This window comes from Mycolicibacterium bacteremicum, assembly GCF_002086115.1.
Taxonomy (GTDB): Bacteria; Actinomycetota; Actinomycetes; order Mycobacteriales; family Mycobacteriaceae; genus Mycobacterium; species Mycobacterium bacteremicum.
Genome location: NZ_MVHJ01000008.1, coordinates 138,238 through 158,349, shown reverse-complemented (window position 1 = coordinate 158,349; position 20,112 = coordinate 138,238). Strand labels below are relative to the sequence as shown.

General features: G+C 68.5%; 21 protein-coding genes. 8 read left to right on the top strand and 13 right to left on the bottom strand.

Going from position 1 to position 20,112, the window contains the following annotated elements; genetic code table 11:
• The first annotated feature begins 136 nt into the window (after positions 1-136).
• Positions 137-1,114, top strand: a complete 978-nt coding sequence (locus tag BST17_RS12105; protein WP_083058153.1) for a GGDEF domain-containing protein — start codon at positions 137-139, stop codon at positions 1,112-1,114.
• A gap of 43 nt (positions 1,115-1,157) precedes the next feature.
• On the opposite strand, the gene BST17_RS12100 is transcribed toward BST17_RS12105, so the two are convergent.
• Genes BST17_RS12100 through BST17_RS12085 form a run of 4 tightly spaced genes read right to left on the bottom strand, consistent with a single transcriptional unit; the run spans position 1,158 to position 4,040 of the window.
• Positions 1,158-1,958, bottom strand: coding sequence for a TIGR03621 family F420-dependent LLM class oxidoreductase (locus BST17_RS12100; protein ID WP_083058152.1), 801 nt, complete (start codon positions 1,956-1,958; stop codon positions 1,158-1,160).
• A gap of 17 nt (positions 1,959-1,975) precedes the next feature.
• The gene (locus BST17_RS12095) at positions 1,976-2,689 is read right to left on the bottom strand and encodes an anti-sigma factor (protein ID WP_083058150.1); all 714 of its coding nucleotides are present in this window, start codon (positions 2,687-2,689) and stop codon (positions 1,976-1,978) included.
• Entirely contained in the window at positions 2,686-3,303 is a 618-nt protein-coding gene (locus BST17_RS12090) for a sigma-70 family RNA polymerase sigma factor (RefSeq protein WP_083058149.1), read from the bottom strand. The genes BST17_RS12095 and BST17_RS12090 overlap by 4 nt, the downstream gene beginning before the upstream one ends.
• Entirely contained in the window at positions 3,300-4,040 is a 741-nt protein-coding gene (locus tag BST17_RS12085; RefSeq protein ID WP_083058147.1) for a DUF1365 domain-containing protein, read from the bottom strand. Before BST17_RS12085 ends, BST17_RS12090 begins: the two co-directional genes overlap by 4 nt.
• Before the next feature lie 303 nt (positions 4,041-4,343).
• Between BST17_RS12085 and BST17_RS12080 the strand changes: the two genes are divergently transcribed.
• Entirely contained in the window at positions 4,344-5,978 is a 1,635-nt protein-coding gene (locus tag BST17_RS12080; RefSeq protein ID WP_083058146.1) for an amidohydrolase, read from the top strand.
• 18 nt (positions 5,979-5,996) lie between these two features.
• A complete protein-coding gene (locus BST17_RS12075; protein ID WP_083058144.1) occupies positions 5,997-7,352 on the top strand; it encodes an APC family permease in 1,356 nt (451 codons plus the stop codon).
• Positions 7,353-7,369: 17 nt separating this feature from the next.
• Here the strand turns inward: BST17_RS12075 and BST17_RS12070 are convergent, their stop codons facing one another.
• From BST17_RS12070 to ku, 4 genes are all read right to left on the bottom strand, one after another.
• Positions 7,370-8,431, bottom strand: coding sequence for a poly-gamma-glutamate hydrolase family protein (locus tag BST17_RS12070; protein WP_083058142.1), 1,062 nt, complete (start codon positions 8,429-8,431; stop codon positions 7,370-7,372).
• A 10-nt stretch (positions 8,432-8,441) separates the two neighbouring features.
• Positions 8,442-9,545, bottom strand: coding sequence for an NAD(P)H-dependent amine dehydrogenase family protein (locus BST17_RS12065; RefSeq protein ID WP_083058141.1), 1,104 nt, complete (start codon positions 9,543-9,545; stop codon positions 8,442-8,444).
• A gap of 8 nt (positions 9,546-9,553) precedes the next feature.
• Positions 9,554-10,345, bottom strand: a complete 792-nt coding sequence (locus tag BST17_RS12060; RefSeq protein ID WP_083058139.1) for an SDR family oxidoreductase — start codon at positions 10,343-10,345, stop codon at positions 9,554-9,556.
• A 216-nt stretch (positions 10,346-10,561) separates the two neighbouring features.
• Positions 10,562-11,503 carry a non-homologous end joining protein Ku gene (gene ku / locus BST17_RS12055; protein WP_083058138.1) on the bottom strand — a complete coding sequence of 314 codons (942 nt, stop codon included), beginning with the start codon at positions 11,501-11,503 and terminating at the stop codon, positions 10,562-10,564.
• A 58-nt stretch (positions 11,504-11,561) separates the two neighbouring features.
• On the opposite strand from ku, the gene BST17_RS12050 reads away from it, so the two are divergent.
• The 3 genes from BST17_RS12050 to BST17_RS12040 all read left to right on the top strand — a co-directional run bounded on the left by BST17_RS12050 (position 11,562) and on the right by BST17_RS12040 (position 15,733).
• Positions 11,562-13,859, top strand: a complete 2,298-nt coding sequence (locus tag BST17_RS12050) for an ATP-dependent DNA ligase (protein WP_083058301.1) — start codon at positions 11,562-11,564, stop codon at positions 13,857-13,859.
• Between the two features lie 85 nt (positions 13,860-13,944).
• Positions 13,945-14,817, top strand: a complete 873-nt coding sequence (locus BST17_RS12045; RefSeq protein ID WP_133053541.1) for an acyl-CoA thioesterase — start codon at positions 13,945-13,947, stop codon at positions 14,815-14,817.
• A 13-nt stretch (positions 14,818-14,830) separates the two neighbouring features.
• Positions 14,831-15,733 (top strand): SMP-30/gluconolactonase/LRE family protein, encoded by a 903-nt coding sequence (locus BST17_RS12040; RefSeq protein WP_083058299.1) that lies wholly within the window; start codon positions 14,831-14,833, stop codon positions 15,731-15,733.
• Here BST17_RS12040 and BST17_RS12035 read toward each other — a convergent pair.
• Together BST17_RS12035 and BST17_RS12030 are read right to left on the bottom strand one after the other, a co-directional pair.
• Complete coding sequence (locus BST17_RS12035; RefSeq protein ID WP_083058135.1) at positions 15,728-16,159, bottom strand: VOC family protein; 432 nt, start codon at positions 16,157-16,159, stop codon at positions 15,728-15,730. The two genes, BST17_RS12040 and BST17_RS12035, sit on opposite strands and share 6 nt — an antisense overlap.
• 38 nt (positions 16,160-16,197) lie before the next feature.
• On the bottom strand, positions 16,198-16,524 hold the full coding sequence (locus BST17_RS12030; protein WP_083058133.1) for an antibiotic biosynthesis monooxygenase: 327 nt from the start codon (positions 16,522-16,524) through the stop codon (positions 16,198-16,200).
• 68 nt (positions 16,525-16,592) lie between these two features.
• Here BST17_RS12030 and BST17_RS12025 point away from each other — a divergent pair, with 68 nt between their 5' ends.
• The gene (locus tag BST17_RS12025) at positions 16,593-17,024 is read left to right on the top strand and encodes a MarR family winged helix-turn-helix transcriptional regulator (RefSeq protein WP_083058131.1); all 432 of its coding nucleotides are present in this window, start codon (positions 16,593-16,595) and stop codon (positions 17,022-17,024) included.
• Here the strand turns inward: BST17_RS12025 and rnhA are convergent.
• Together rnhA and BST17_RS12015 are read right to left on the bottom strand one after the other, a co-directional pair.
• Positions 17,021-17,485 carry a ribonuclease HI gene (rnhA, locus tag BST17_RS12020; RefSeq protein ID WP_083058130.1) on the bottom strand — a complete coding sequence of 155 codons (465 nt, stop codon included), beginning with the start codon at positions 17,483-17,485 and terminating at the stop codon, positions 17,021-17,023. The genes BST17_RS12025 and rnhA overlap by 4 nt on opposite strands.
• A 9-nt stretch (positions 17,486-17,494) precedes the next feature.
• Positions 17,495-18,154 (bottom strand): VOC family protein, encoded by a 660-nt coding sequence (locus tag BST17_RS12015; protein ID WP_083058128.1) that lies wholly within the window; start codon positions 18,152-18,154, stop codon positions 17,495-17,497.
• A 163-nt stretch (positions 18,155-18,317) separates the two neighbouring features.
• On the opposite strand from BST17_RS12015, the gene BST17_RS12010 reads away from it, so the two are divergent.
• Entirely contained in the window at positions 18,318-19,382 is a 1,065-nt protein-coding gene (locus BST17_RS12010) for a GGDEF domain-containing protein (protein ID WP_234807645.1), read from the top strand.
• Here BST17_RS12010 and BST17_RS12005 read toward each other — a convergent pair.
• A complete protein-coding gene (locus BST17_RS12005) occupies positions 19,379-19,927 on the bottom strand; it encodes an Rv1733c family protein (RefSeq protein ID WP_083058126.1) in 549 nt (182 codons plus the stop codon). The genes BST17_RS12010 and BST17_RS12005 overlap by 4 nt on opposite strands.
• Positions 19,928-20,112: the final 185 nt, after the last annotated feature.

Below are 20,112 nucleotides of genomic sequence, written 5' to 3'. Positions count from 1 at the left end.
CCTGCCCTGGACGGTGGCGCACGTCACGCTATAGTCACCGCACAGGGGCCGGCGCGTGATGATGATGTGGGGTTGATCGATCAGGGGGTTGAAATCGCTTGCGATCTGGTGGAATACGCCGGATCAATTCGAATCCATGACCGCGTTGCTGCGCGAGCGTCGGCTGTTGCGGTCGGCGCAGTTCATCATGGTGCTCATCGCGGCGTCCTCGGCGCTGGTCCCGCTGTCGCACCTGATCATCCCCCGGCACCTGTCTCCGGCGGCGCTGGCGGTCAGCGTCGCCTCGGTGGTCTTCACCATCGTGATGACCACGTTCTGGTGTCGCAGCTGGCCCACCCGTCGGGGCTCGGAGGCCATCGCCCTGATCGGTGCCACGTTCATCGCGTGGTGGAGCCTGGTCCAGCCCGCACCCGGGGTGGGGGCCCTGGCCTGTTCGGCACTGGCCGTCACCGGTGCCTATCTCGCGTTCCTGCACAGCCCGCGCAGTCTGCTGATCAATCTGGCGCTGGCCACCGTGGTCGCGGTCATCGTGGCGCGGCGGCTGGCCGCCGAAACCGATGTCGCCACCGCGGTCTCGGCCTTCTGGGTCATCTGGTTCATGAACACGACGCTGCCGATCGCGGTGCGCGGGATGTCGCGGGCGATGGGCATCTACGCGACGCGTGCCGATGAGGACGGGTTGACCGGGCTGCTGAACCGCCGGGCCTTCGAAGAGAGCGTGGGGCGCCTGCGCCGGGCGGACCCGCGGGCGGGTCTGGCGGTGCTGATGGTCGACATCGACGACTTCAAGCGGATCAACGACACCTTCGGTCATGCCGCGGGGGACCGGGTGATCCTGGCCGTTGCCGCGGCGTTGCGTGAACACACCCCGGACCGGTCCGCGATCTGCCGCGCCGGTGGCGAGGAGTTCCTGGTCGCCGTGGCGGAGCCCGCCGCCGCGCAGGATGTCGCGGCCGCCGTGTGCGCGGCGGTCGCCGGGCTGCCCGAACAGGTGACCGCGAGCATCGGCATCGCCGAAACCGTCACCGGAGACGAGACCCTGGCGCATCTGATCGGCGGCGCGGACGCCGCGATGTATCTGGCCAAACGCAGCGGCGGCAACACCGTCCGCTGACGTAGAGCCGCTGTGCGTCGTCAGCGCAGAGCCGCTGTGCTTTTCAGCGCAGAGCCGCGATGACCTTGCCGAAGGCCTCCGCGTGCGCGGCCTGCACCACCAGATACCGCGCGCCGTACTCGTCATGCAGGCGGCGCACCTTGGCGGCCATCTCGTCCACCGAGCCCGACAGCACGCCGGGCAGGGTGAGCAGCTGCTCGTCGGTGCGGTCCGGTGCGTAATGCCGCGTCATCGACAGGTTGGGCATCCCGGACCCGTCGGTGGGCACCGCGGTGATCGCCACATTGAGTTCGATATCGGTGAAGCGCTCACCGGCCGCCTCGCGTAGGAAGGAAATCCGTTCGGCGAGTGGATCTTCACCGCTGCCTCCGGTGACGCCGACGATCGCCGCCCAGCGGGCCGCCACGGTGAGCAGCCGGTCACCGCCGCCGGCGATCATGATCGGAACGTCCGGGACGTGCTCGGCCAGGTATTGCGTGAGGTGTTCCAGATATTCGATGCGCCGGCGGGCCGGCAGGAACGGCAGCTCGGCGGCGTCGAACTCCTCGCGCACATAGCCGGCGCCCAGCCCGACCTCGAATCGGCCGCCGGACAGTTCGTGCAGCGCGGCGACATCGCGGGCCAGCAGCGCCGGCTTGTAGAACCCCGCATTGAGGACGAAGGTGCCCAGCGTCAGCGTCTCGGTGACCGCGGCGACCGTGGCCAGCACCGGGAATGGTGCCGGCGCCCCGAGGTGGTCGGGCACCAGGATGACGTCGTAGCCGAGATCCTCGGCCTGCCGCGCGGCGTCGCGCACCTTTGCCGCGCTCGAGGTGTCGCGCAGGCCCATGCCGAATCGGAACATGGCCCGATGGTAGGCACTCAGGTCAACGGCAGGGAGGCGAACGGGATTCCGGTCGGCTCGGCCGACCCGGTGCCCGGTTCGACGGTGAATGCCAGAGTGAGCGAATCGCCCAGATCCGGCAGCACCGACGTGGTCGACGGTGAGATCGCCTGCGCGTCCATCACCCCGGCCGAATGCGGTCCGGAATCGTCGATCAACCACATCTGGTAGACGGTGCCGTCCGCGGGCGGGGCGACGTCGTTCATGACCAGCACGGCCGCGTTGCGTTCGCGGGAGAACACCACCGTCGCGGTGCCGCCGGTCGGGATGTTGCCCGATACCGTCCGCACGTCGGGAGCGGCGAAGATCTGTTCGGCGGTGGTGGTGGCCGGCTCCGGGCGCAGCCACCAACCGATGCCGAATGTGGTGGCGCCGACGATGATGGCGGCCGCGGCGGCGGTCAGCGCGGTACCCCAACGCTGACGGCGCGACGGGCGCAACTGCCGGACCGGGTCGTCGGCGACCGCGGCGAGCACGCGGTCGCGCAGGCCGGCAGACGGTTCGGTGGCGGTGGTCGATGCGACGGTCGCCATCGCCTCGCGGACCTGTTGCACCTCGGCGGCGAACGCGTCGGCGACATCGCCGGGTGCATCCCGGAGGCGGCGCTCGATCTCGGCGCGTTCGGCATCGTCGACGGCATGCAGGGCATACGGCGTCGCCAACGCCATCAGGTCGTCATGCGGATGTGTCATGCCGCCCCCAGGCAGTTACGCAGGCCGCGGATCGCGTCGCGCATGCGGGATTTCACGGTGGCCAGGTTCGCCGACAACCGGTCCGACACCTGGACGTAGGTGAGCCCGTCGTAATAGGCCAGCTCGATGCACTCGCGCTGCTTGTCGGTCAGCGCGCCCAGGCAGTGGGTGATCTGCCGGTAGTCGTCGTTGTCGATGACCTGTTCGCTGACCTGGTCCACCGGCGGCTCGATGGTCGCGGCCCCGTAGCGGGATTCCCGGTCGGCGCCGGCCTGCTCCGAGCGGACCCGGTCGACGGCGCGGCGATGGGCCAGGGTCATCAGCCAGGACAGCGGTGATCCGGCCGACGGGTTGTAGTCACCGGCATTGCGCCAGACCTGAAGGTAGATGTCCTGGGTGGTTTCCTCGCTGTAGCCGGGATCCCGCAGCACCCGCAACACCAGACCGTAGACTCGCGTCCGGGTCTGGTCGTAGAAAGCTGCGAAGGCATCGACATCGCGTTGTGCCACCCGACGCAGCAATGCGTCGAGGTCTGCCGTCACGCTCCGTAGGATAGCGTCAGCGCCGGGCAGCGTCACGCAATGCCGCGTTTCCTGTGCGCTGTCGACGATCATCGGCGGACGGCCTCACCGATCGACTCGGTGTCCTCGTGCGGGACCACTGCCAGTCCGCGTCGCCACAGCGAAATGCCGTGCAGCCGAGTCTGTATGGCACCGGCCAAGGGGGCGAGGGGTCTGGTCAGCTGCAGGGTGGCGATCTGCGACGTGGAGGCGGGCACGCGCCGCCCGTGCAGGGATGCCGAGAACACCAGCTCGTTGTCGCGGTGCCAGGACACCGCGATGACCGCGGTGGGGCCGGGCTCGGGAACGTGCACCAGGTAGTAGCCGTCGACCTCGTTGAACGGCGAGACGTAGAACTGTTTGGGCACCGCGACCGGCCCGTCCTCGCTGGGCGGGAGCAGATAGGTGTGCCGTTGGCCGTGGGTGTTGTGCACCTCGACCAGGACATGGGCCAGGGTGCCGTCGGCCTCATGGCACCAGAACACGCTGATCGGATTGGCAACGTAGCCAAGCACTCTGGCGTCCAGCAATGCGGTGACCCGGCCGCCGCGCAGGTCGATGCCGTGGTTCGCCAGGAAATGGTCGACCCGGGTTCGCAGCGTGTCCGGGCCGGCGGGCGGCGCCAGCAGGTGGTCCGCGGCGCGGAACACCGCGAAGGGGCGCAACCAGATCGGCAGCCGGGGCGGTGCATCGAGGTCGATGTACCAGGTGTAGCCGCGGTGGCTGAAGGCGTTGTGGACCGGCGAGCGGCGCTCGTGGGTGACCCGGGTGCGGTAGATCGCGGTCATCATGGCACCGCCTGTGCGGCAAGGGCTTCGGGGAGGCGCAGGAGCAGCCCGGGCGACCTGGTGTCGGCCGGCGAGCGGGTGCGGCAGGCCGAGCGCCATCCAGGGGTGGCGACCCGGGTGCGCGAGCCGCAGATCGCCGGCCTTCCGAGGAGCCCCGCGGGCACCGTGCCGACGGCGACACCGCGTCCGATGACGGCGATGAACCGTCGCTCCCGTGGTTCCACATCAGGTATTCGTGGCCAGGCGTCCAACGGATGGGTGACATTCGGATTGCTAAACGCTGAACCCCGCGTAAGGTGCCAATCCGTGGTGTCGACCCTGTTTCGCAACGGATCCGTGTGGACGGGCGCGTCCGATCAGCCCCCGACCGACGCGCTGCTGGTCACCGACGGCGTCATCGCCGCGCTCGGCGCCGACGCGCTGACCCGAGCCCCGGCGGATGCGCGGATCGTCGATCTGCAGGGCGGCTTCCTGATGCCGTCCTTCGGCGACGGTCATGCCCACCCGCTGCTCGGCGGTTTGGAGTTCGTCGGTCCGGCGGTGCGTCCGTGCACGTCGGTGGACGAGATCGTCGAGGCGGTCCGCCGGTTCGCCAAGGACAATCCCGACGAGGAGTGGATCGTCGGCGCGTCCTATGACGGCAGTCTGGCCGAGGGTGGGCTGTTCGACGCCCGCTGGCTCGACGAGGCGGTCGCCGACCGGCCGGTCGTGCTGCGGGCCTGGGATTACCACACCGTGTGGTGTAACACCGCAGCGCTGGAGCGGGCCGGGATCACCCCCCGCACACCCGACCCGGTGCTCGGGGAGATCCCGCACCGCGCGGACGGGTCGGTGCTGGGCACCCTGCGCGAATGGGGTGCCGTCGACCTGGTCACCGCGGTCATGCCGGCCCGCGACGAGGATGTCCGGATCGCGGCGCTGGGCACGGCCGCCGACTACTACCTGGCCCACGGCGTCACCTGGGTGCAGGACGCCTGGGTGGAACCGGCCGACGTCGAGACCTACCTGGAGGCGGCCCGCCGCGGCGCGCTGCGTATCCGGTTCAACCTGGCCCTCTACGCCGACCCGCGGCATTTCGATACGCAGGTGGCGCAGTTCGCCGAGGCCAAGCGGCGCGTCGAGGAACTCGATTCGCCGCTGTTGACCGCGCAGACGGTCAAGTTCTTCGCCGACGGCGTGGTCGAGAACGAGACCGGTGCGCTGCTGCAGCCGTACTGCTCGGGCCTGCACAGCCACGGCATGACGGTCTGGGAGGGGAACTCGCTGGCCGAGGCGGCCCGCCGGGTCGACGAACTGGGCCTGCAGATCCACATCCACGCCATCGGGGACGCCGCCGTCCGGCAGGCGTTGGACGCCATCGAGTACACGGTGGATCGGAACGGCCCGCGGGACCGGCGGCCGGTCATCGCCCACGTCCAGCTCGTCGACGACGCCGATCTCGACCGGTTCGCCGCGCTCGGTGTCATTCCGTGTATGCAGCCGTTGTGGGCGCAGGAGGATGCGCTGATGAACGTGCTGACCGTGCCTCGGCTGGGCCGCGAACGCGCCGACAAGCAGTACCGGATGCGCACGCTGGCGGATTCCGGCGCGCCGCTGGCGCTGGGGTCGGACTGGCCGGTGTCCTCGGGTGCGCCGCTGGACGGAATCGCCGTGGGGGTGTCGCGCCAGACCGTCGACGGGGAACCGGCCGGCGGCTGGACACCCGAGGAGATCCTGGCCGTGGAGCGGGCGTTGGCCGCCTACACCGCAGGCGTCGCCGATCAGGCGTTCGCCGAGGGCCGGTGGGGCCGCCTGACGCCGGGGGCGAGCGCGGACCTGGTGTGGCTGGAGCGTGACCCCCGCACGGTCGCGCCGCTGGAGCTGCCCGGCATCGCCGTCCGGGCCACCTATCTCCGGGGCGAGCCCGGGTTCGTCGCGTCCACCACCCCGCAGCAGACGTAGCAGAAGGGAAACCGCCCCATGTCCTCATCGGAGCCCCTGGTCGGCATCTCGGCCGACCCGAACCAGGGAACCCTCAAACGCGCCCTCGGCGTGCCGTCACTGGTGCTCTTCGGTCTGGTGTACATGGTGCCGCTGACCGTCTTCACCACCTACGGCATCGTCACGGTGGAGTCCGGCGGCCGGGTGCCGCTGGCCTACGTGGTGACACTCGCGGCGATGATCTTCACCGCGCGCTCCTACGCCCGGATGGCCGCGGCCTACCCGGTGGCCGGATCGGCATACGCCTACACACAGAAGACCTTCGGCGCACCCGTCGGCTTCCTGGCCGGCTGGTCACTGCTGCTGGACTACCTGTTCCTGCCGATGCTCAACTACCTGGTCATCGGGCTCTATCTGAACGCCGCGGTGCCGGCGATCCCGGAGTGGGTCATCGTCGTGGTGACGATCGTGATCGTCACCGTCCTGAACATCATCGGCATCGTCTCGGTGGCCCGGGCCAATGCGGTGATCATCGCGGTGCAGGCGGTGTTCATCGTGGTGTTCCTGGTGATGGCCGTGGTCGCGATTACCGGCTCGGGCACCGTCGACGTGATGGCGCCGTTCACCGGTGACGGTACCGCGGGCGGGATGGCGCCGGTGCTGGCGGGCGCGGCGATCCTGTGCCTGTCCTTCCTCGGGTTCGACGCCGTGTCAACGCTTTCCGAGGAGGCCAAGGACGCCCGGCGTGATGTCCCGAAGGCCATCATGCTGGCCACCGTCATCTGTGGCATCTTGTTCGTGATCCTGTCCTATGTCTCGCAGCTGGTGTTCCCCTCCAACGCCTTCGCCGATGTCGACTCCGGGTCACTGGATGTCATGACCGCCGCCGGCGGTGCCTTCCTGTCGGCATTCTTCACCGCCGCCTATGTCGCCGGGGCCACCGGCTCGGCGCTGACCTCGCAGGCATCGGTGGCCCGCATCCTCTACGCCATGGGCCGCGACGGGGTGCTGCCGCGCAAGGTGTTCGGCTATGTGTCGGTGAAGTTCCGGACCCCGACGTGGGCCATCCTCGCGGTGTCGGTGATCTCGCTGCTGGCCATCGTGATCGACCTGGCGATCCTGGCCTCGGTGGTGAGCTTCGGTGCGCTGGTGGCGTTCTCGGCGGTCAACCTCACCGTGATCAAGCACTATTTCGTCGACGCCGGCGAGAAGAACGTGCTGAACAACCTGATCCTGCCGGGCATCGGCTTCGCGTTGACGGTGTGGCTGTGGACCAGTCTGTCCGGCGAGGCCCTCAAGATCGGCCTGATCTGGCTGGCCGTCGGATTCGGGTGGCTGCTGGTGGTCACCCGCGGCTTCCAGCGGCCGACGCCGGTGCTGGACATGAAGGAGTAGCGACCGGTCGGTCGTCGTCAGATCGGTCGCCACGTCTGCGCCGCCGACACCAGGCCGGCGATCAGCGCGCCGGTCGGCCGGCTCAGGCCGTCCGCGCCGACCGGCCCGCTGCGCGGGCTGATACCGCGCACCCGCGGTGCCAGCTCCAACTGCACACCGCCCCCACGGGTGCGGTTCACCGGGTTGTCCGGGTGCAGCCCGCGCAGCTCGCGGGGGATCGCTTCCAGATCGGTGATCACCTGATGCGCCGGGATGGAAAGGTGACCCGCCACATGGGCGGCCAGCTCCCGGTCGGTGCCGCCGGCCAGCAGCTGGGTGCTGCGCCCCACCCGGCCGTACCCGTGCAGCGAGACCACGTGCTCGACGTGGTCCAGGAACTCGGCCAGGCGTTCGGACTCGGCCGCCCGGTAGGCGGCCGAGCACAGGTGATACGGGTAGCCGGCGGGATGGCGCACCAGATAGACCGAGGCGCCGGCGGCCGCGGCGGCGCGTTCGGCGATCACGTCGGTCATCCGTTCCAGGCCCCCGCCGTGGATGGCCATGAAGCCGAATGTGCTTCTCAGCATAGAGGTTTCGCTGATCTGCGGGTCCGACAGCAGCTCGGTGAGCGTCTGCGGCCCCGGGGTGTCGGTGGGGGCCAGCGCCCGCGGCCAGTGCACCGGATCCCAGCGGTGCAGGAAGTCCAGCCAGCGCTGCGGGAGCCGGTGCTGGGTCGCCCCGGCGATGACGCGTTCCAGATACCCGGGCCGCGGCGCGCCGGCCTCGGTGCGGTGGTCGATGTAGATCCAGGCCTCCCGCGACCCGGCGTCGGTGTGCACGGTGCGCAGGTCGCGCCGGTAGCGCACGGGCACTCCCTCGGCCCGGTCCAGCACGGCGAGGTCGGCATCGCTGATCCGCCACAGCACGCCGTGCACCTCGGCGCCGTCTGCCGGTTCGACGGTGGCCACGCCGCGCTCGTTGATCAGCCAGTCGTGGTCGGCCAGCGTTGCCGGCACCGGGCCGTCGGCGTCCGGGCAGCGCAGTGCCATCTGGTCCACGCACAGATTGGATCCGTAGGCGAAATACAGATGTCCGGCCATCGGCCCCAGCCTAAGGGGCCGCGTACAACCCCTTACCGGTGACCAGCGGCAGGTCCAGTGTCGTCGTGATTCCCGGAGCGGCCGCGACCACCGCAGGGATCGCGTTGACCACGCGGGCGGCGGTGGCCACCAGCCCGGCATGGTTGTGGTCGCCCTTGCGGCTGCTCAGGCACAGATCCAGCGCGTAGGACGGCTCACCGGTGACCTCGACGCGGTAGGAGCCGCCCTCCTGGGCGGGCTGCGGCCATTCCGGGCACAGGTCTTGGCGCAGCCGGGTGACGTGTTCGAGCACGACGGCGGGATGGCCGTTCACCATGCCACGCACCTCGAAGCGCATGGCGGCGGTGCTGCCCTTCGGGATCGGCCCGGCGGCGATCTCGAAGTCCTCGGGCGCGGGCACCCGGGTGTGGGTCTCGGTGACCTCGTCGAGTTCGATGCCAAGGCCCGCGGCGAGCTGGCGTACCACCGAACCCCAGGCCAGGCTCAGCACGCCCGGCTGCAGCAGCATGGGCAGTTCGTCGGTGCTCTTCCCGAAGCCCATCACGTCGAACATCACCGTCGCGCTGTCATAGGTCGCGTAGTCCACGATCTCCATGCACCGGATCTGCTCGACACTCTGACAGGTGCCGGCGAGGGCGAGCGGCAGCAGGTCGTTGGCGAAGCCGGGGTCGATGCCGTTGACGAAAATGCTGGCACCACCGGTCTTTGCGGCGTTCTCGATCGGGTCGACCAGCTCGGCGGGTAGCACCTGCCACGGGTATTGCAGGAACACCGCGGCGCTGCCCACGACATTGATGCCGGCGGCCAGCAGGCGCCGGTAGTCCTCCAGCGCATCGGGCAGCCGATTGTCGGCCATCGCCGTGTAGACGGCGCAGTCCGGCTTCCCGGCCAGGATGTCGTCCAGCTGGTCGGTGGCGGTGATACCGGTCGAAACATCGAGTCCGGCAAGCTCTCCGGCATCCTTGCCGGCCTTGGCTGCCGAAGACACCCAGACGCCGGTGAGCTCGTAGCCGGGATCCTCGATGAGTTGACGCAGGGCGTGGCGGCCCACGTTCCCGGTCCCGATGGCGGCGACTCGGATGGGCTTCGTCGGTGCGGCTGACAGATCAGGCATGGGGGTCCTCACAGATCCGGGATGGGCAGGTCGAGGTTGGGGAAGGTGAGGCCGCCGTCGACCTCCAGGGTCTTACCGGTCAGGTAGTTACCGGCCGGTGAGGCCAAATAGACTGCGGCAGCGGCGATATCGCTGGGATCGCCGAGGCGTCGCATCGGAGTGGCCTTCTCCATCGGGTCGCGCAGGGCCTCGTTGGAGGCCACCACGTCCAGTGCCGAGGTGAGGATCGAGCCGGGGGCGATGGCGTTGACGCGGATGCGCGGGCACAGGTCCAGCGCCGAGAGCCGGGTGTAGTGCGCCAGCGCCGCTTTGGCGGTGCCGTAGGCCGCGAAGGCCCGGCCGGCCAGCCGGCCCATGGTCGAGGTGATGTTGATGATCGACCCGCCGCCGGAGTGCTCCAGCATCAGCGGAACGGCGGCGGTGGTCAGCGCGTGCGCGGTGCCGACGTTGAAGGTGAACGCGTCCTTGAGATCCTTGGTGGACGTGTTCAGCAACGGCCCGGGCATGGTGCCGCCGACGTTGTTGACGACGATATCTAGTTTTCCGAACGCCTCGACCGCCTGGCCCGCCAGGGCGGCGGTGGACTCCGGATGCGCCAGATCGGCGACCACGATGTGAGCGCGTCGTCCGGTCGCCTCCACCTGGGCGGCGACCTCCTGGAGTTGGGTCTCCGTGCGGGCGGCAATCAGCACGTCAGCACCGGCTTCGGCGAAGGCCACCGCGATTGCCGCGCCGAGACCGCGGCCGGCGCCGGTCACGACGGCGACCTGATCGTCGAGCCGGAATTTGTCCAGAATCATGCCTGCTCCATTTCTGCCTCGGCGTCACCGTAACAAGGGCGGGCGAACGCCGGAAGCACTTTCTGGAACACGTTCTAATTTGTCGGTGGCTGTCAGTTCCGGCGCGGGCATGGCGGTGCGGGCCCGGTGTCCTCTCCTCTGCGCGAGCGACCGTGTCGGTGCGCCGACACGCCGACGCCGAGGACACTTTGCGGTCGCTCGCGGTCCGGAAGGGTGCTACTTCTTGGCGGCGGCCTTCTTGGCCGGCGCTTTCTTCGCGGGCGCCTTCTTGGCCGCGGCCTTCTTCGCCGGCGCCTTCTTGGCGGGCGCCTTCTTCGCGGGTTCCTTCTCCGACTTGTCCGATTTCGCTGTCTTGTCCGACGATCCGGATCCGCGCGCCTTCACGCTGGCCTCCAATTTGGCCAACAGGTCGGAGACATCCTCGGTCTCGTCCAGGTCGGTCGGCTGCTCCTCGACGGTGAACGCTTCGCCGCCTTCGAGTTTGGCCTGCACCAGTTCGTGCAGCTGCTCCTGGTAGTCGTCGCGGAACTGGTCGGGTTTGAAATCGTCGGTCATCGATTCGACCACCTGGCCGGCCATCTTCAGCTCGGCCGGTTTGATGTCGACATCCTTGTCCAGCGAGGGGAAGTCGGGGTCGCGGATCTCGTCGGGCCACAGCAGCGTGTGGATGACCATGACATCGCGCTTGCTGAAGTCCTTGACCCGAAGTGCCGCCAACCGGGTCTTGTTGCGCAGCGCAAAATGGACGATGGCCACCCGGTCGGTCTCGGCCAGCGTCTTGGCCAGCAGTACATACGATTTCGTCGATTTGGAGTCCGGCTCCAGGAAGTAGCTCTTGTCGTACATCATCGGATCGAGCTGCTCGGCCGGGACGAACTCGACCACTTCGATCTCGCGGCTGCGTTCCTCGGGCAGGGTCGCGATGTCCTCGTCGGTGATGATCACCGTCTGGCCGTCATCGGAGTCGTAGGCGCGGGCGATATCGCGGTATTCGACCACCTCGCCGCACACCTCGCAGGTCCGCTTGTAGCGGATGCGTCCGTTGTCCTTCTCGTGCACCTGGTGGAACTTGATGTCGTGGTCCTCGGTGGCGCTGTAGACCTTGACCGGCACATTGACCAGACCGAAGGAGACCGAGCCTTTCCAGATCGACCGCATACGCAACGGTATCAGCGGGCATTGCCATCCGGTGGAGGGCGAGAAATATCATGCAGAGGTGGAGCGCTTCGGCCGGGTCAAACTGACCAATCCGGACAAGGTGCTCTATCCGGCCACCGGCACCACCAAGGCCGAGGTGTTCGACTACTACCTCGCCGTCGCCCAGGCGATGCTCCCGCACATCGCCGGCCGTCCGGTGACCCGCAAACGGTGGCCCAACGGGGTCGAGCAGGCCGACTTCTTCGAGAAGCAACTCGCCTCCTCGGCACCGGACTGGCTGCGCCGGGGCTCGGTGACCCATCGGTCGGGAACCACGACCTATCCGATCATCGACACCGCCGAGGGGTTGGCCTGGATCGCCCAGCAGGCGTCGCTGGAGGTGCACGTCCCGCAGTGGCGGTTCGACGCGGGCGGGGTGGGTGACGGTACGGGCGGTGAACCCGGGCCGGCCACCCGCATCGTGTTCGACCTCGACCCCGGTGAGGACGTGACCTTCCGTCAGCTGTGCGAGGTGGCCCACGAGGTGAAGGGCTACGTCGAGGACATCGGGCTGACGGCCTACCCGCTGACCAGTGGCAGCAAAGGTCTGCACCTGTACGTGCCGCTGGCCGAACCGATCAGCTCGCAGGGCGCCTCGGTGCTGGCCAAGCGGATCGCGTTGGCGCTGGAGAAGACCATGCCGAAACAGGTCACCGCCACCATGACCAAGAGCCTGCGGGCCGGCAAGGTGTTCCTGGACTGGAGTCAGAACAGCGCCGCCAAGACGACCATCGCGCCGTACTCGATGCGGGGACGCGCGGAGCCCACCGTGGCCGCACCGCGCACCTGGGCGGAGATCGAGGATCCCGACCTGCGCCACCTCAGCTTCGCCGAGGTACTGGAGCGGGTGGAACGCGACGGTGATCTGCTGGCCGATCTGGACGAGCCGTTGCCAGGTGCGGACCGGCTGACCACCTACCGCAGCATGCGTGATGCCGGCAAGACTCCCGAGCCGGTTCCGGCGGCGTCGCCGGCGGTCGGGCAGGACAACACGTTCGTCATCCAGGAGCACCACGCGCGCCGCCTGCATTACGACTTCCGGTTGGAACGCGATGGGGTGCTGGTGTCCTGGGCGATCCCGAAGAATCTGCCCGAGACCACATCGGTCAATCACCTTGCCGTGCACACCGAGGACCATCCGCTGGAGTACGCGACTTTCGAGGGCGATATCCCGGCGGGCGAGTATGGCGGCGGAAAAGTGATCATCTGGGACTCCGGCACGTACGAGGCGGAGAAGTTCCGCGACCCGGGTGTCGACGGCGACAAGCCGATCGACGGTCGCAAGGGAGAAGTGATCGTCACCCTGAACGGCGCCAAGGTGCAGGGTCGCTACGCGCTTATCCAGACCGGTGGCAAGAACTGGCTGGCACACCGCATGAAGGAGCAGCCGGTCGCGACCACCGACGATCTCAAGCCCATGCTGGCCACTCATGGGTCGGTGACGAAGCTGACCCCGGGCAGCTGGGCCTTCGAAGGCAAGTGGGACGGTTACCGGCTGCTGGTCGAACTCGATCACGGTGAGCTCATGTTGCGCTCGCGCAGCGGGCGCGATGTGACCGCGGAGTTCCCGCAATTGCGCTCGTTGGCAGCAGATCTCGCCGATCACCACCTGGTGCTGGACGGGGAGATCGTGGCGCTGGACGCCAAGGGTGTGCCGAACTTCGGGGCCATGCAGAACCGTGCCTCGGGTAGCAACATCGAATTCTGGGCCTTCGATCTGCTTGCCCTGGACGGGCGTTCGCTGCTGCGCGCGAAGTACCGCGACCGGCGCAAGCTGCTGGAGCTGGTGGCTCAGGACGGTCCACTGATCGTGCCGGACCTGCTCGACGGCGACGGTGCGGAGGCCATGCGCTACGTCCGGGCGCACGGGTACGAAGGGGTGGTTGCCAAGAAGTGGGATTCCACCTATCAGCCGGGACGGCGCTCACAGTCCTGGATCAAGGACAAGGTGTGGCTGACCCAGGAGGTGGTGATCGGCGGCTGGCGTGCGGGTGAAGGCGGGCGCAGCAGCGGGATCGGGGCGTTGGTGGTCGGGGTGCCCGGCCCGGACGGGTTACAGTTCGCCGGCCGGGTCGGCACCGGCTTCACCGACAAGATGCTCAAGGATCTGCGCTCGACGCTGGCTCCGTTGGAGACGGCGGAGTCACCCTTCACCACAAGGCTTTCCGGTCCCGACGCCAAAGGGGTGACCTTCGTGCGCCCGGACCTGGTGGGGGAGGTGCGCTACAGCGAACGGACCTCGGACGGCCGGTTGCGGCAGCCGAGTTGGCGGGGTCTGCGTCCGGACAAGACACCCGATGAGGTCGTCTGGGAGTAGGGGCAGCCGGTCCGGCGTGCGTGGCCCATCCCCGTGGTGGCGGGAGACGCCGGTCTAGGGTGAGGCCCGTGCATAGGTGTGCGAGGTGACCGGCCGCCGTCCGTTGGACGAGATCGTGGCGCTGCTCGATATCGCTGCCACCGGTGACACGGTGTTCGTCGCGCAGCACACCGAGGCCGCGGTCCAGACCGGCCACGTCTTCGGCGGCATGGTGGCGGCCCAGTCGACCGTGGCGGCCTGCCGGACGGTCGATCCGGCGCGGCCCATCCACTCGCTGCACGCCTACTTCCTGCGGCCGGGCGATCCCACCCACCCCATCGAGTTGCACGTCGAGATCACCCGTGACGGGCGGTCTTTCAGTCACCGCCGGGTCAGTGCTGTGCAGCGGGGGCGCGCCATCATGGAGATGGCCTGCTCCTTCGCCGAGCCCGAACCCGGTCTGCGTCATCAGGTTCCGATGCCACAGGTCCCAGAACCCGAGGACCTGTCCCCGGACTGGGAGGTGCTCCGCTCGTTTTCGGATGTGGTGCCCACCCTGACCCGACCCGCGCCCTTCGACATCCGGTCGGTGGGCAACCACTCGCGGGTCAGCCGCGAGCACGGGGAGACCACCGATCGCTCGCTGATGTGGATGCGCGCCGATGGCGCGGTCGCCGACGACCCGGTGTTGCACACCGCTTTGATCGTCTACGCCAGCGATATGACGGTCCTCGATCCGGTGACCCGCCCGAACGCGCGGTCGATGGCAGCCGAGGACGTGCTGCCCGCGACGATCGACCACGCGGTGTGGTTCCACCGGTGGGCCCGCGCCGACCGATGGTGGTTGTGCGACGTGGATTCGCCGTGGGCCGGCGACGGTCGCGGCTACGCCCGGGGCCGCATCTTCGACCGCAGTGGCGTGTTGGTGGCCCAGATCGCCCAGGAGGGGCTCATCCGACTTCCGCCCGGGCAGCCGTGAGGAGGGTGTGGACATGTTCACCCATCTGCTCGCGCTGAACCCGGGTCGCCAGATGATCGTGCGGATCGACATCGCCGGCGGTAATGTCGATGAATTCGTCACCGGGGTAACAGCTTTCCCGGACGGCATCGTGGTCGATGCGCGCACCGGGCTCGTCTACTGGACCAACATGGGTGCGCCGCGGCCGGCCGGGGACCGGCCACCGCGGTCGGAGGCGGATCTAAACTTCTCGGTCCGCAACGGCTCCCTCGAGCGGGTTCGACTGGACGGCACCGGACGTGAGGTCGTGGTGGCCGAAGGTGGTTTCGTGACCGGCAAGCAACTCGCCGGCGCCTGGGCACGGAACCGGCTGTACTGGTCGGACCGGGAAGGTGCTGCGGTGCGCAGCCTTTTGCTGGACACCTTCGAGGTCCGCGATGAGCTTGTCGTCGCGCACACCGAGGCGGAACGGCTATCCGAGGTCAACCAGTGCGTCGGTGTCGCCGTGGATGAGCGCAACGGTCACCTCTACTGGACGCAGAAAGGCCCGTCTGACGGGGGACAGGGACGGATACTGCGCTCGCCCCTGGACGTCCCCGCCGGGCGATACCACGACGTCGAGGTGCTGTGGTCCGGTCTGCCCGAACCGATCGATCTCGAACTCGATCTCGACGCCGGGCTGTTGTACTGGACCGACCGTGGTGCGCCGCCGCGCGGTAACACGCTCAACCGCGCCGAGATCGGAGACCCCGGCGGCGCCGTGGACATCGTGGCGGACGGTTTCCACGAGGCGATCGGTCTGGCGCTGGATCCGGCCGCCGGCGTGGTGTACGTCAGCGATCTGTCCGGAGAGATCCGTGCGGTCGACATCGCCGGCGGCGCCGAGCGCACCGTGGCCCGGGTGCCGGGCGGGGTCACCGGGATAGCCGGGCTATGACAGCGGTGCCGTCAACTCGATGTTGATGTCGTCGGGATCCTGGAACGACAGGATCGCGATGCCGGCATCGTCGAGATCGGTGATGTCGCCATGCGGGATACCGGCGTCAGCGAGTGCCCGGTGTGCCGACTCGAGCGCCGCGCGGTCCGCCACGGCGAAGCTGATGTGATCCAATCCTGTTCTGGTGGAATCGAATCGGCCATCACCGACGGGCCGCAGGCCGAACAGCGTGCCCTGCGGGGTCTGGTAGACGACACCGCCGTAGAACTGCTCCTGCGACTCGGTGACGCCGGGTTCGTCGGCCTTGTCGGATGCGTCGACGGCGGTCGGCCAGCCGAACACCGCGTCGTAGAACTTCTTCGATCGCGCGATGTCGGTGACGGTGAGCCGGACGTGGGCGAACCCGCTGCTGTCGATGTATGCCATCACCGATCAGTACCCGCGGCGGGCCGGGGCGAATCTGCTCACCCGGCGGAGTGCACCGATGCCACGACGTACAACTTGGGGTCGAAACTGTTCGCGAGCGCGGCCGCCCGGCCCATGTGTTCTGTGACCGTGGGGTTGTCGAAGATCGTCGCGTACGCCTGCGCCGAGGACCACTGCGCATAGTTCACGACCCGGGTGCGGTCGGCGCTGACGTGAATATTGGCCGACACGAATCCGGGCAGGTGGCGCATCACCTGTTCGGAGGCGGTGGTGAGGACCTCCACGAGTTGGTCGGCCCGTTCCGGGGCGACGTCGAACACATTGATCAACGTCGTGTGGTCGGGTTCGGTGGTGATGGTCGTCATGGCAGGTATCCGTTCTTATTGTCAGGTTCCTTACATAGGTCACGGTAGCACTGTGTAAGGTTCCTGTCATGGGCGTGGAATCGGCCGAGTTGACGGTGGGTTATCTCGTCAAGCGTGTACAACAGGCGCTGCGCCGCAATTGCGATGCAGCGCTGCGTCCGATCGGGCTGTCGATGGCGCAGTACTCGGTGTTGCGGGCGCTGGCCGACCACCCGTCGGCGTCGGCCGCGCAGTTGGCCAGGTTGTGTTTCGTGACCCGGCAATCCCTGCAGGATGTGCTGAACGGGCTGCGGTCCGACGGCCTGGTCGACACGGCGCCCGGTCCGTCCAGCGGCCGGGCGGTCCCGCTGGCGCTCACCGCCCCGGGCCGTCGGCGGCTGGCGGCAGCCCACCGAGCGGTATTGGCGGTCGACGCCGCGATGGTGGCGGAGCTACCCGCGGGCGCAACGGCGCAAATGACGCAATGGCTGCTGTCCTGTGCCGAAGAGCTGGAAGGCTAACCGGTGGGCGCCGCGCCGGTGACCGCCTCCTGCAGACCCCGGGTGGCCAGCACATCGGCCAGTTCGTTGTCGGCCACTCCGGAGTGGCCCTTCACCCAGAACCATTCGACCTCGTGACGCGCACACGCGGCCTGCAGTCGCTGCCACAGGTCGACGTTCTTCACCGGTTCCTTGGCCGCGGTCAGCCAGCCGTTGCGTTCCCAGCCACGGACCCACTTGGTGATTCCGTTGCGTACGTAGGTGCTGTCGGTATAGAGGTGCACCGTCACCGGCCGGGTGAGCGCCTCCAGCGCCATGATCGGCGCCGTCAACTCCATCCGGTTGTTGCTGGTCTGCCCGGGCTCACCGCCGCACATCTCGCGCACGTGGTGGCGCTGACGCAACACCGCGCCCCATCCGCCGGGACCGGGGTTGGGCCGGCAACCGCCGTCGGTGTGGATGATGACGGGGTCGTCGGTCATCCGCTGAGATTAGCGCGCGGAACCGGGCTGGGTGATGAACGCCGTGCGGACCGACATGCCTGCGTCGCGGTGCCGCAGGGTGGTGATCCGCCGTCCGGGTTGGACGGCGTCCTTGACCCGGCCGGTCCGGTCGCCGAAAAAGGCCGCGGTGGAATCGATGTCGGCGACGTTGTAGGTGAGGCCCCACAGCTCGGCGGGGCCGTCCCCGCTCGCCCCCGGGGTGCCCACCACCTCCAGGATGACCTCGCCGAGTCGGTAGAAGATCTGCCGGATGGGTCGTCCGCCGAGTTCGGCGTCGCGTTCCCGACGGGGTTGCTCACCGGCATCGTGCAGTGCCGCGACGGTGCGCGCCAGATCGGGGGACATCAGCACGATGTGATCGATCCCGACCACACCGTTGGGGTGCTCTGGTGCCGGCGTCGGCGGAGCCGACTGTGAAGCCTGCGTCGGCGGCGCCGACTGTGAAGCCTGCGTCGGGATGCCGTCGAGGTCTGTCCCGGTGAAGCCGCGCAACGACCATCCGATGATGCCGGTGCCGGGACCGGAGCCGATCAGCCGCAACCGGACCTCGCCGATCCGGCAGACATCGTCGGCGTCCACCGCGAAGCCGGCCGTCGCCCACGCCGCGGCGGGATCGGCGATCAGGATCTCGTCCACGGTGAGCGTCACGACTGCGATCCTAGAAGGCTTTGCTGTTATCGACGCCGCCGGATCGGGCCTAGTGTCTCGCCAGTACCCTGACGCGAACGTCAAACTGTTGGTAGCCTCGAATCGGTTTGCTGAGGGGGAGAATGGGGCGATGACGGTGACGGCCACTCACACACGGAGGTGGTTGGCACGGACCAACCACTACGAGTGGATCACCGACTATCTGGCCGCCCGCGGTGCGACCGGTGCGGTGCGGGCCCTGATGGCCACGATCGCTGCGTCCCTGACCATCTGTCTACTGGTGCTCCTACTCAGCGTCGACACCCCACGGCCCGGCATCCCGAAGGCGATGATGTGGACCGCTTTCGCCGGCGGTGTCGCCGGGGCGGTGCTGTGGACTTTGCGGTGGCCGTCGCGGCGGCAGTCGTTGGCGTTTGCTCTGGTGACCAATGCGTCGGTGGCGCTGGCCTGTCTGTCCTATCCGAACCCGCACGGCGCCCTCTTCGGCTGCATCGCGTTCGCGACCACCGCGGCCTATATCGGCTTCTTCCACTCCACCGCGTTGGTGGCCTACAACTTCGTGGTCGCGGCGACGGTGGCCGTCATCGCCGCGCTGCGGGTCGCCCAGACCGGGCACGTGGCGCTCGCGGTCGTCGATCTGTTTCTGATCACCCAGATCAACATCGTCATGCCGGTGGCCATCCATCTGCTCATCCGTTCGCTGGGAGTCGACCTGGAACGGGCCGGGCGCGATCCGCTCACCGGGCTGCTGAACCGCCGCTCGTTCCAGCGGTACACCGCCAAGATGCTCGACGAGGTGGCTATCGATCCCGACGCACACCTGGTCGTCGTCATGGTCGACCTGGACAATTTCAAGCGCATCAACGACACCCGCGGACACCAGGCCGGCGACGATGCGCTGGTGGCCGTCGGACGGGCGCTCGGCCAGGCGGTCGCCGACACCGTCGCGGTGGTGGCGCGCAACGGCGGCGAGGAGTTCGTCGTCGCGGCCGCCTACGAGACCAATGACCCCGAGCCGCTGGCCCGACGGGTATGTGAGGGCATCGCGCGCTTGCCGATGTCGATCACCGCCAGCGTCGGCACCGCGTCGGTGCCGATCCGCAACCTGCGGCGCACACCGGCGCATCTGCGGTCCAGCGTCGATCGGTTGGTCGGGGCCGCCGATGAGGCGATGTATGCGGCCAAGCGCGCGGGCGGCAACCGGCATCACCACGCGGCATTGAACTAGTGGGGGCGGTTGGCCCAGCCGTCGTCGTTGTATGCCCAGAGTCGCAGTTCGCGGTCCCAGGCACGGTCCCGTGACCGCTCGAGAATGCGGCAGACCACGCAGGCGAGCAGTGCGCCGACCATTGTGATGCTGGTCCAGGCGGCCACTCCGGCGACGACCGCCTGCAGTTGTGCGTCACCGGCCTGCATGGGGGCGGCCACCACCTTGCCGCGCTCGTCGAGCCAGATCGTCATCTGATCGCCGGGCTTGACGGTGGCCACGCCGGCCACCGATTCGGTGCGCTCACGATTGTGCTCTTGCCACTGCACGCGCACCGAGGCCGGCGTCTCCAGATCGGTGGGTAGCCCGACGCCGGCGACGACGGTGGCCTGCACCGGATGTCGGTTGCTGATCTCCTGTTGCGACGTCTGCAGTCCCGATCGGTGGACGATGCCGCCGGCCGCCAATGCGGCGGGGATGGCCACCAGCGCGATCACGAGGACCCCGAGTATCGCGAAGGCCTCCAACCGGTCGGCGGTGCGGACCAACGGATGGCGGGTGCACACGCGGCGGATCCAGCGTAGCCGGGCAGCAAACCCTGTGACGTCGGTAACAGGGCCGGGACGGCGGCTTTCGCTGGAGTTCGCAAACATCCATCCCAGCGTGACACCCGCCGGGGCCCGTCGCAAAGTCGCACGACGGACATCACACCCGGCGGGACGGGCAGAAGCGCATGGGATTGCCGCCGTCC

Bases quoted from the DNA above. Each gene is read 5' to 3' on its own strand.
- BST17_RS12105 (WP_083058153.1), top strand. From the start codon at position 137: ATGACCGCGTTGCTGCGCGAGCGTCGGCTGTTGCGGTCGGCGCAGTTC.
- BST17_RS12100 (WP_083058152.1), bottom strand. From the start codon at position 1,958: ATGTTCCGATTCGGCATGGGCCTGCGCGACACCTCGAGCGCGGCAAAG.
- BST17_RS12095 (WP_083058150.1), bottom strand. From the start codon at position 2,689: ATGACACATCCGCATGACGACCTGATGGCGTTGGCGACGCCGTATGCC.
- BST17_RS12090 (WP_083058149.1), bottom strand. From the start codon at position 3,303: ATGATCGTCGACAGCGCACAGGAAACGCGGCATTGCGTGACGCTGCCC.
- BST17_RS12085 (WP_083058147.1), bottom strand. From the start codon at position 4,040: ATGATGACCGCGATCTACCGCACCCGGGTCACCCACGAGCGCCGCTCG.
- BST17_RS12075 (WP_083058144.1), top strand. From the start codon at position 5,997: ATGTCCTCATCGGAGCCCCTGGTCGGCATCTCGGCCGACCCGAACCAG.
- BST17_RS12070 (WP_083058142.1), bottom strand. From the start codon at position 8,431: ATGGCCGGACATCTGTATTTCGCCTACGGATCCAATCTGTGCGTGGAC.
- BST17_RS12065 (WP_083058141.1), bottom strand. From the start codon at position 9,545: ATGCCTGATCTGTCAGCCGCACCGACGAAGCCCATCCGAGTCGCCGCC.
- BST17_RS12060 (WP_083058139.1), bottom strand. From the start codon at position 10,345: ATGATTCTGGACAAATTCCGGCTCGACGATCAGGTCGCCGTCGTGACC.
- ku (WP_083058138.1), bottom strand. From the start codon at position 11,503: ATGCGGTCGATCTGGAAAGGCTCGGTCTCCTTCGGTCTGGTCAATGTG.
- BST17_RS12040 (WP_083058299.1), top strand. From the start codon at position 14,831: ATGTTCACCCATCTGCTCGCGCTGAACCCGGGTCGCCAGATGATCGTG.
- BST17_RS12035 (WP_083058135.1), bottom strand. From the start codon at position 16,159: ATGGCATACATCGACAGCAGCGGGTTCGCCCACGTCCGGCTCACCGTC.
- BST17_RS12030 (WP_083058133.1), bottom strand. From the start codon at position 16,524: ATGACGACCATCACCACCGAACCCGACCACACGACGTTGATCAATGTG.
- BST17_RS12025 (WP_083058131.1), top strand. From the start codon at position 16,593: ATGGGCGTGGAATCGGCCGAGTTGACGGTGGGTTATCTCGTCAAGCGT.
- rnhA (WP_083058130.1), bottom strand. From the start codon at position 17,485: ATGACCGACGACCCCGTCATCATCCACACCGACGGCGGTTGCCGGCCC.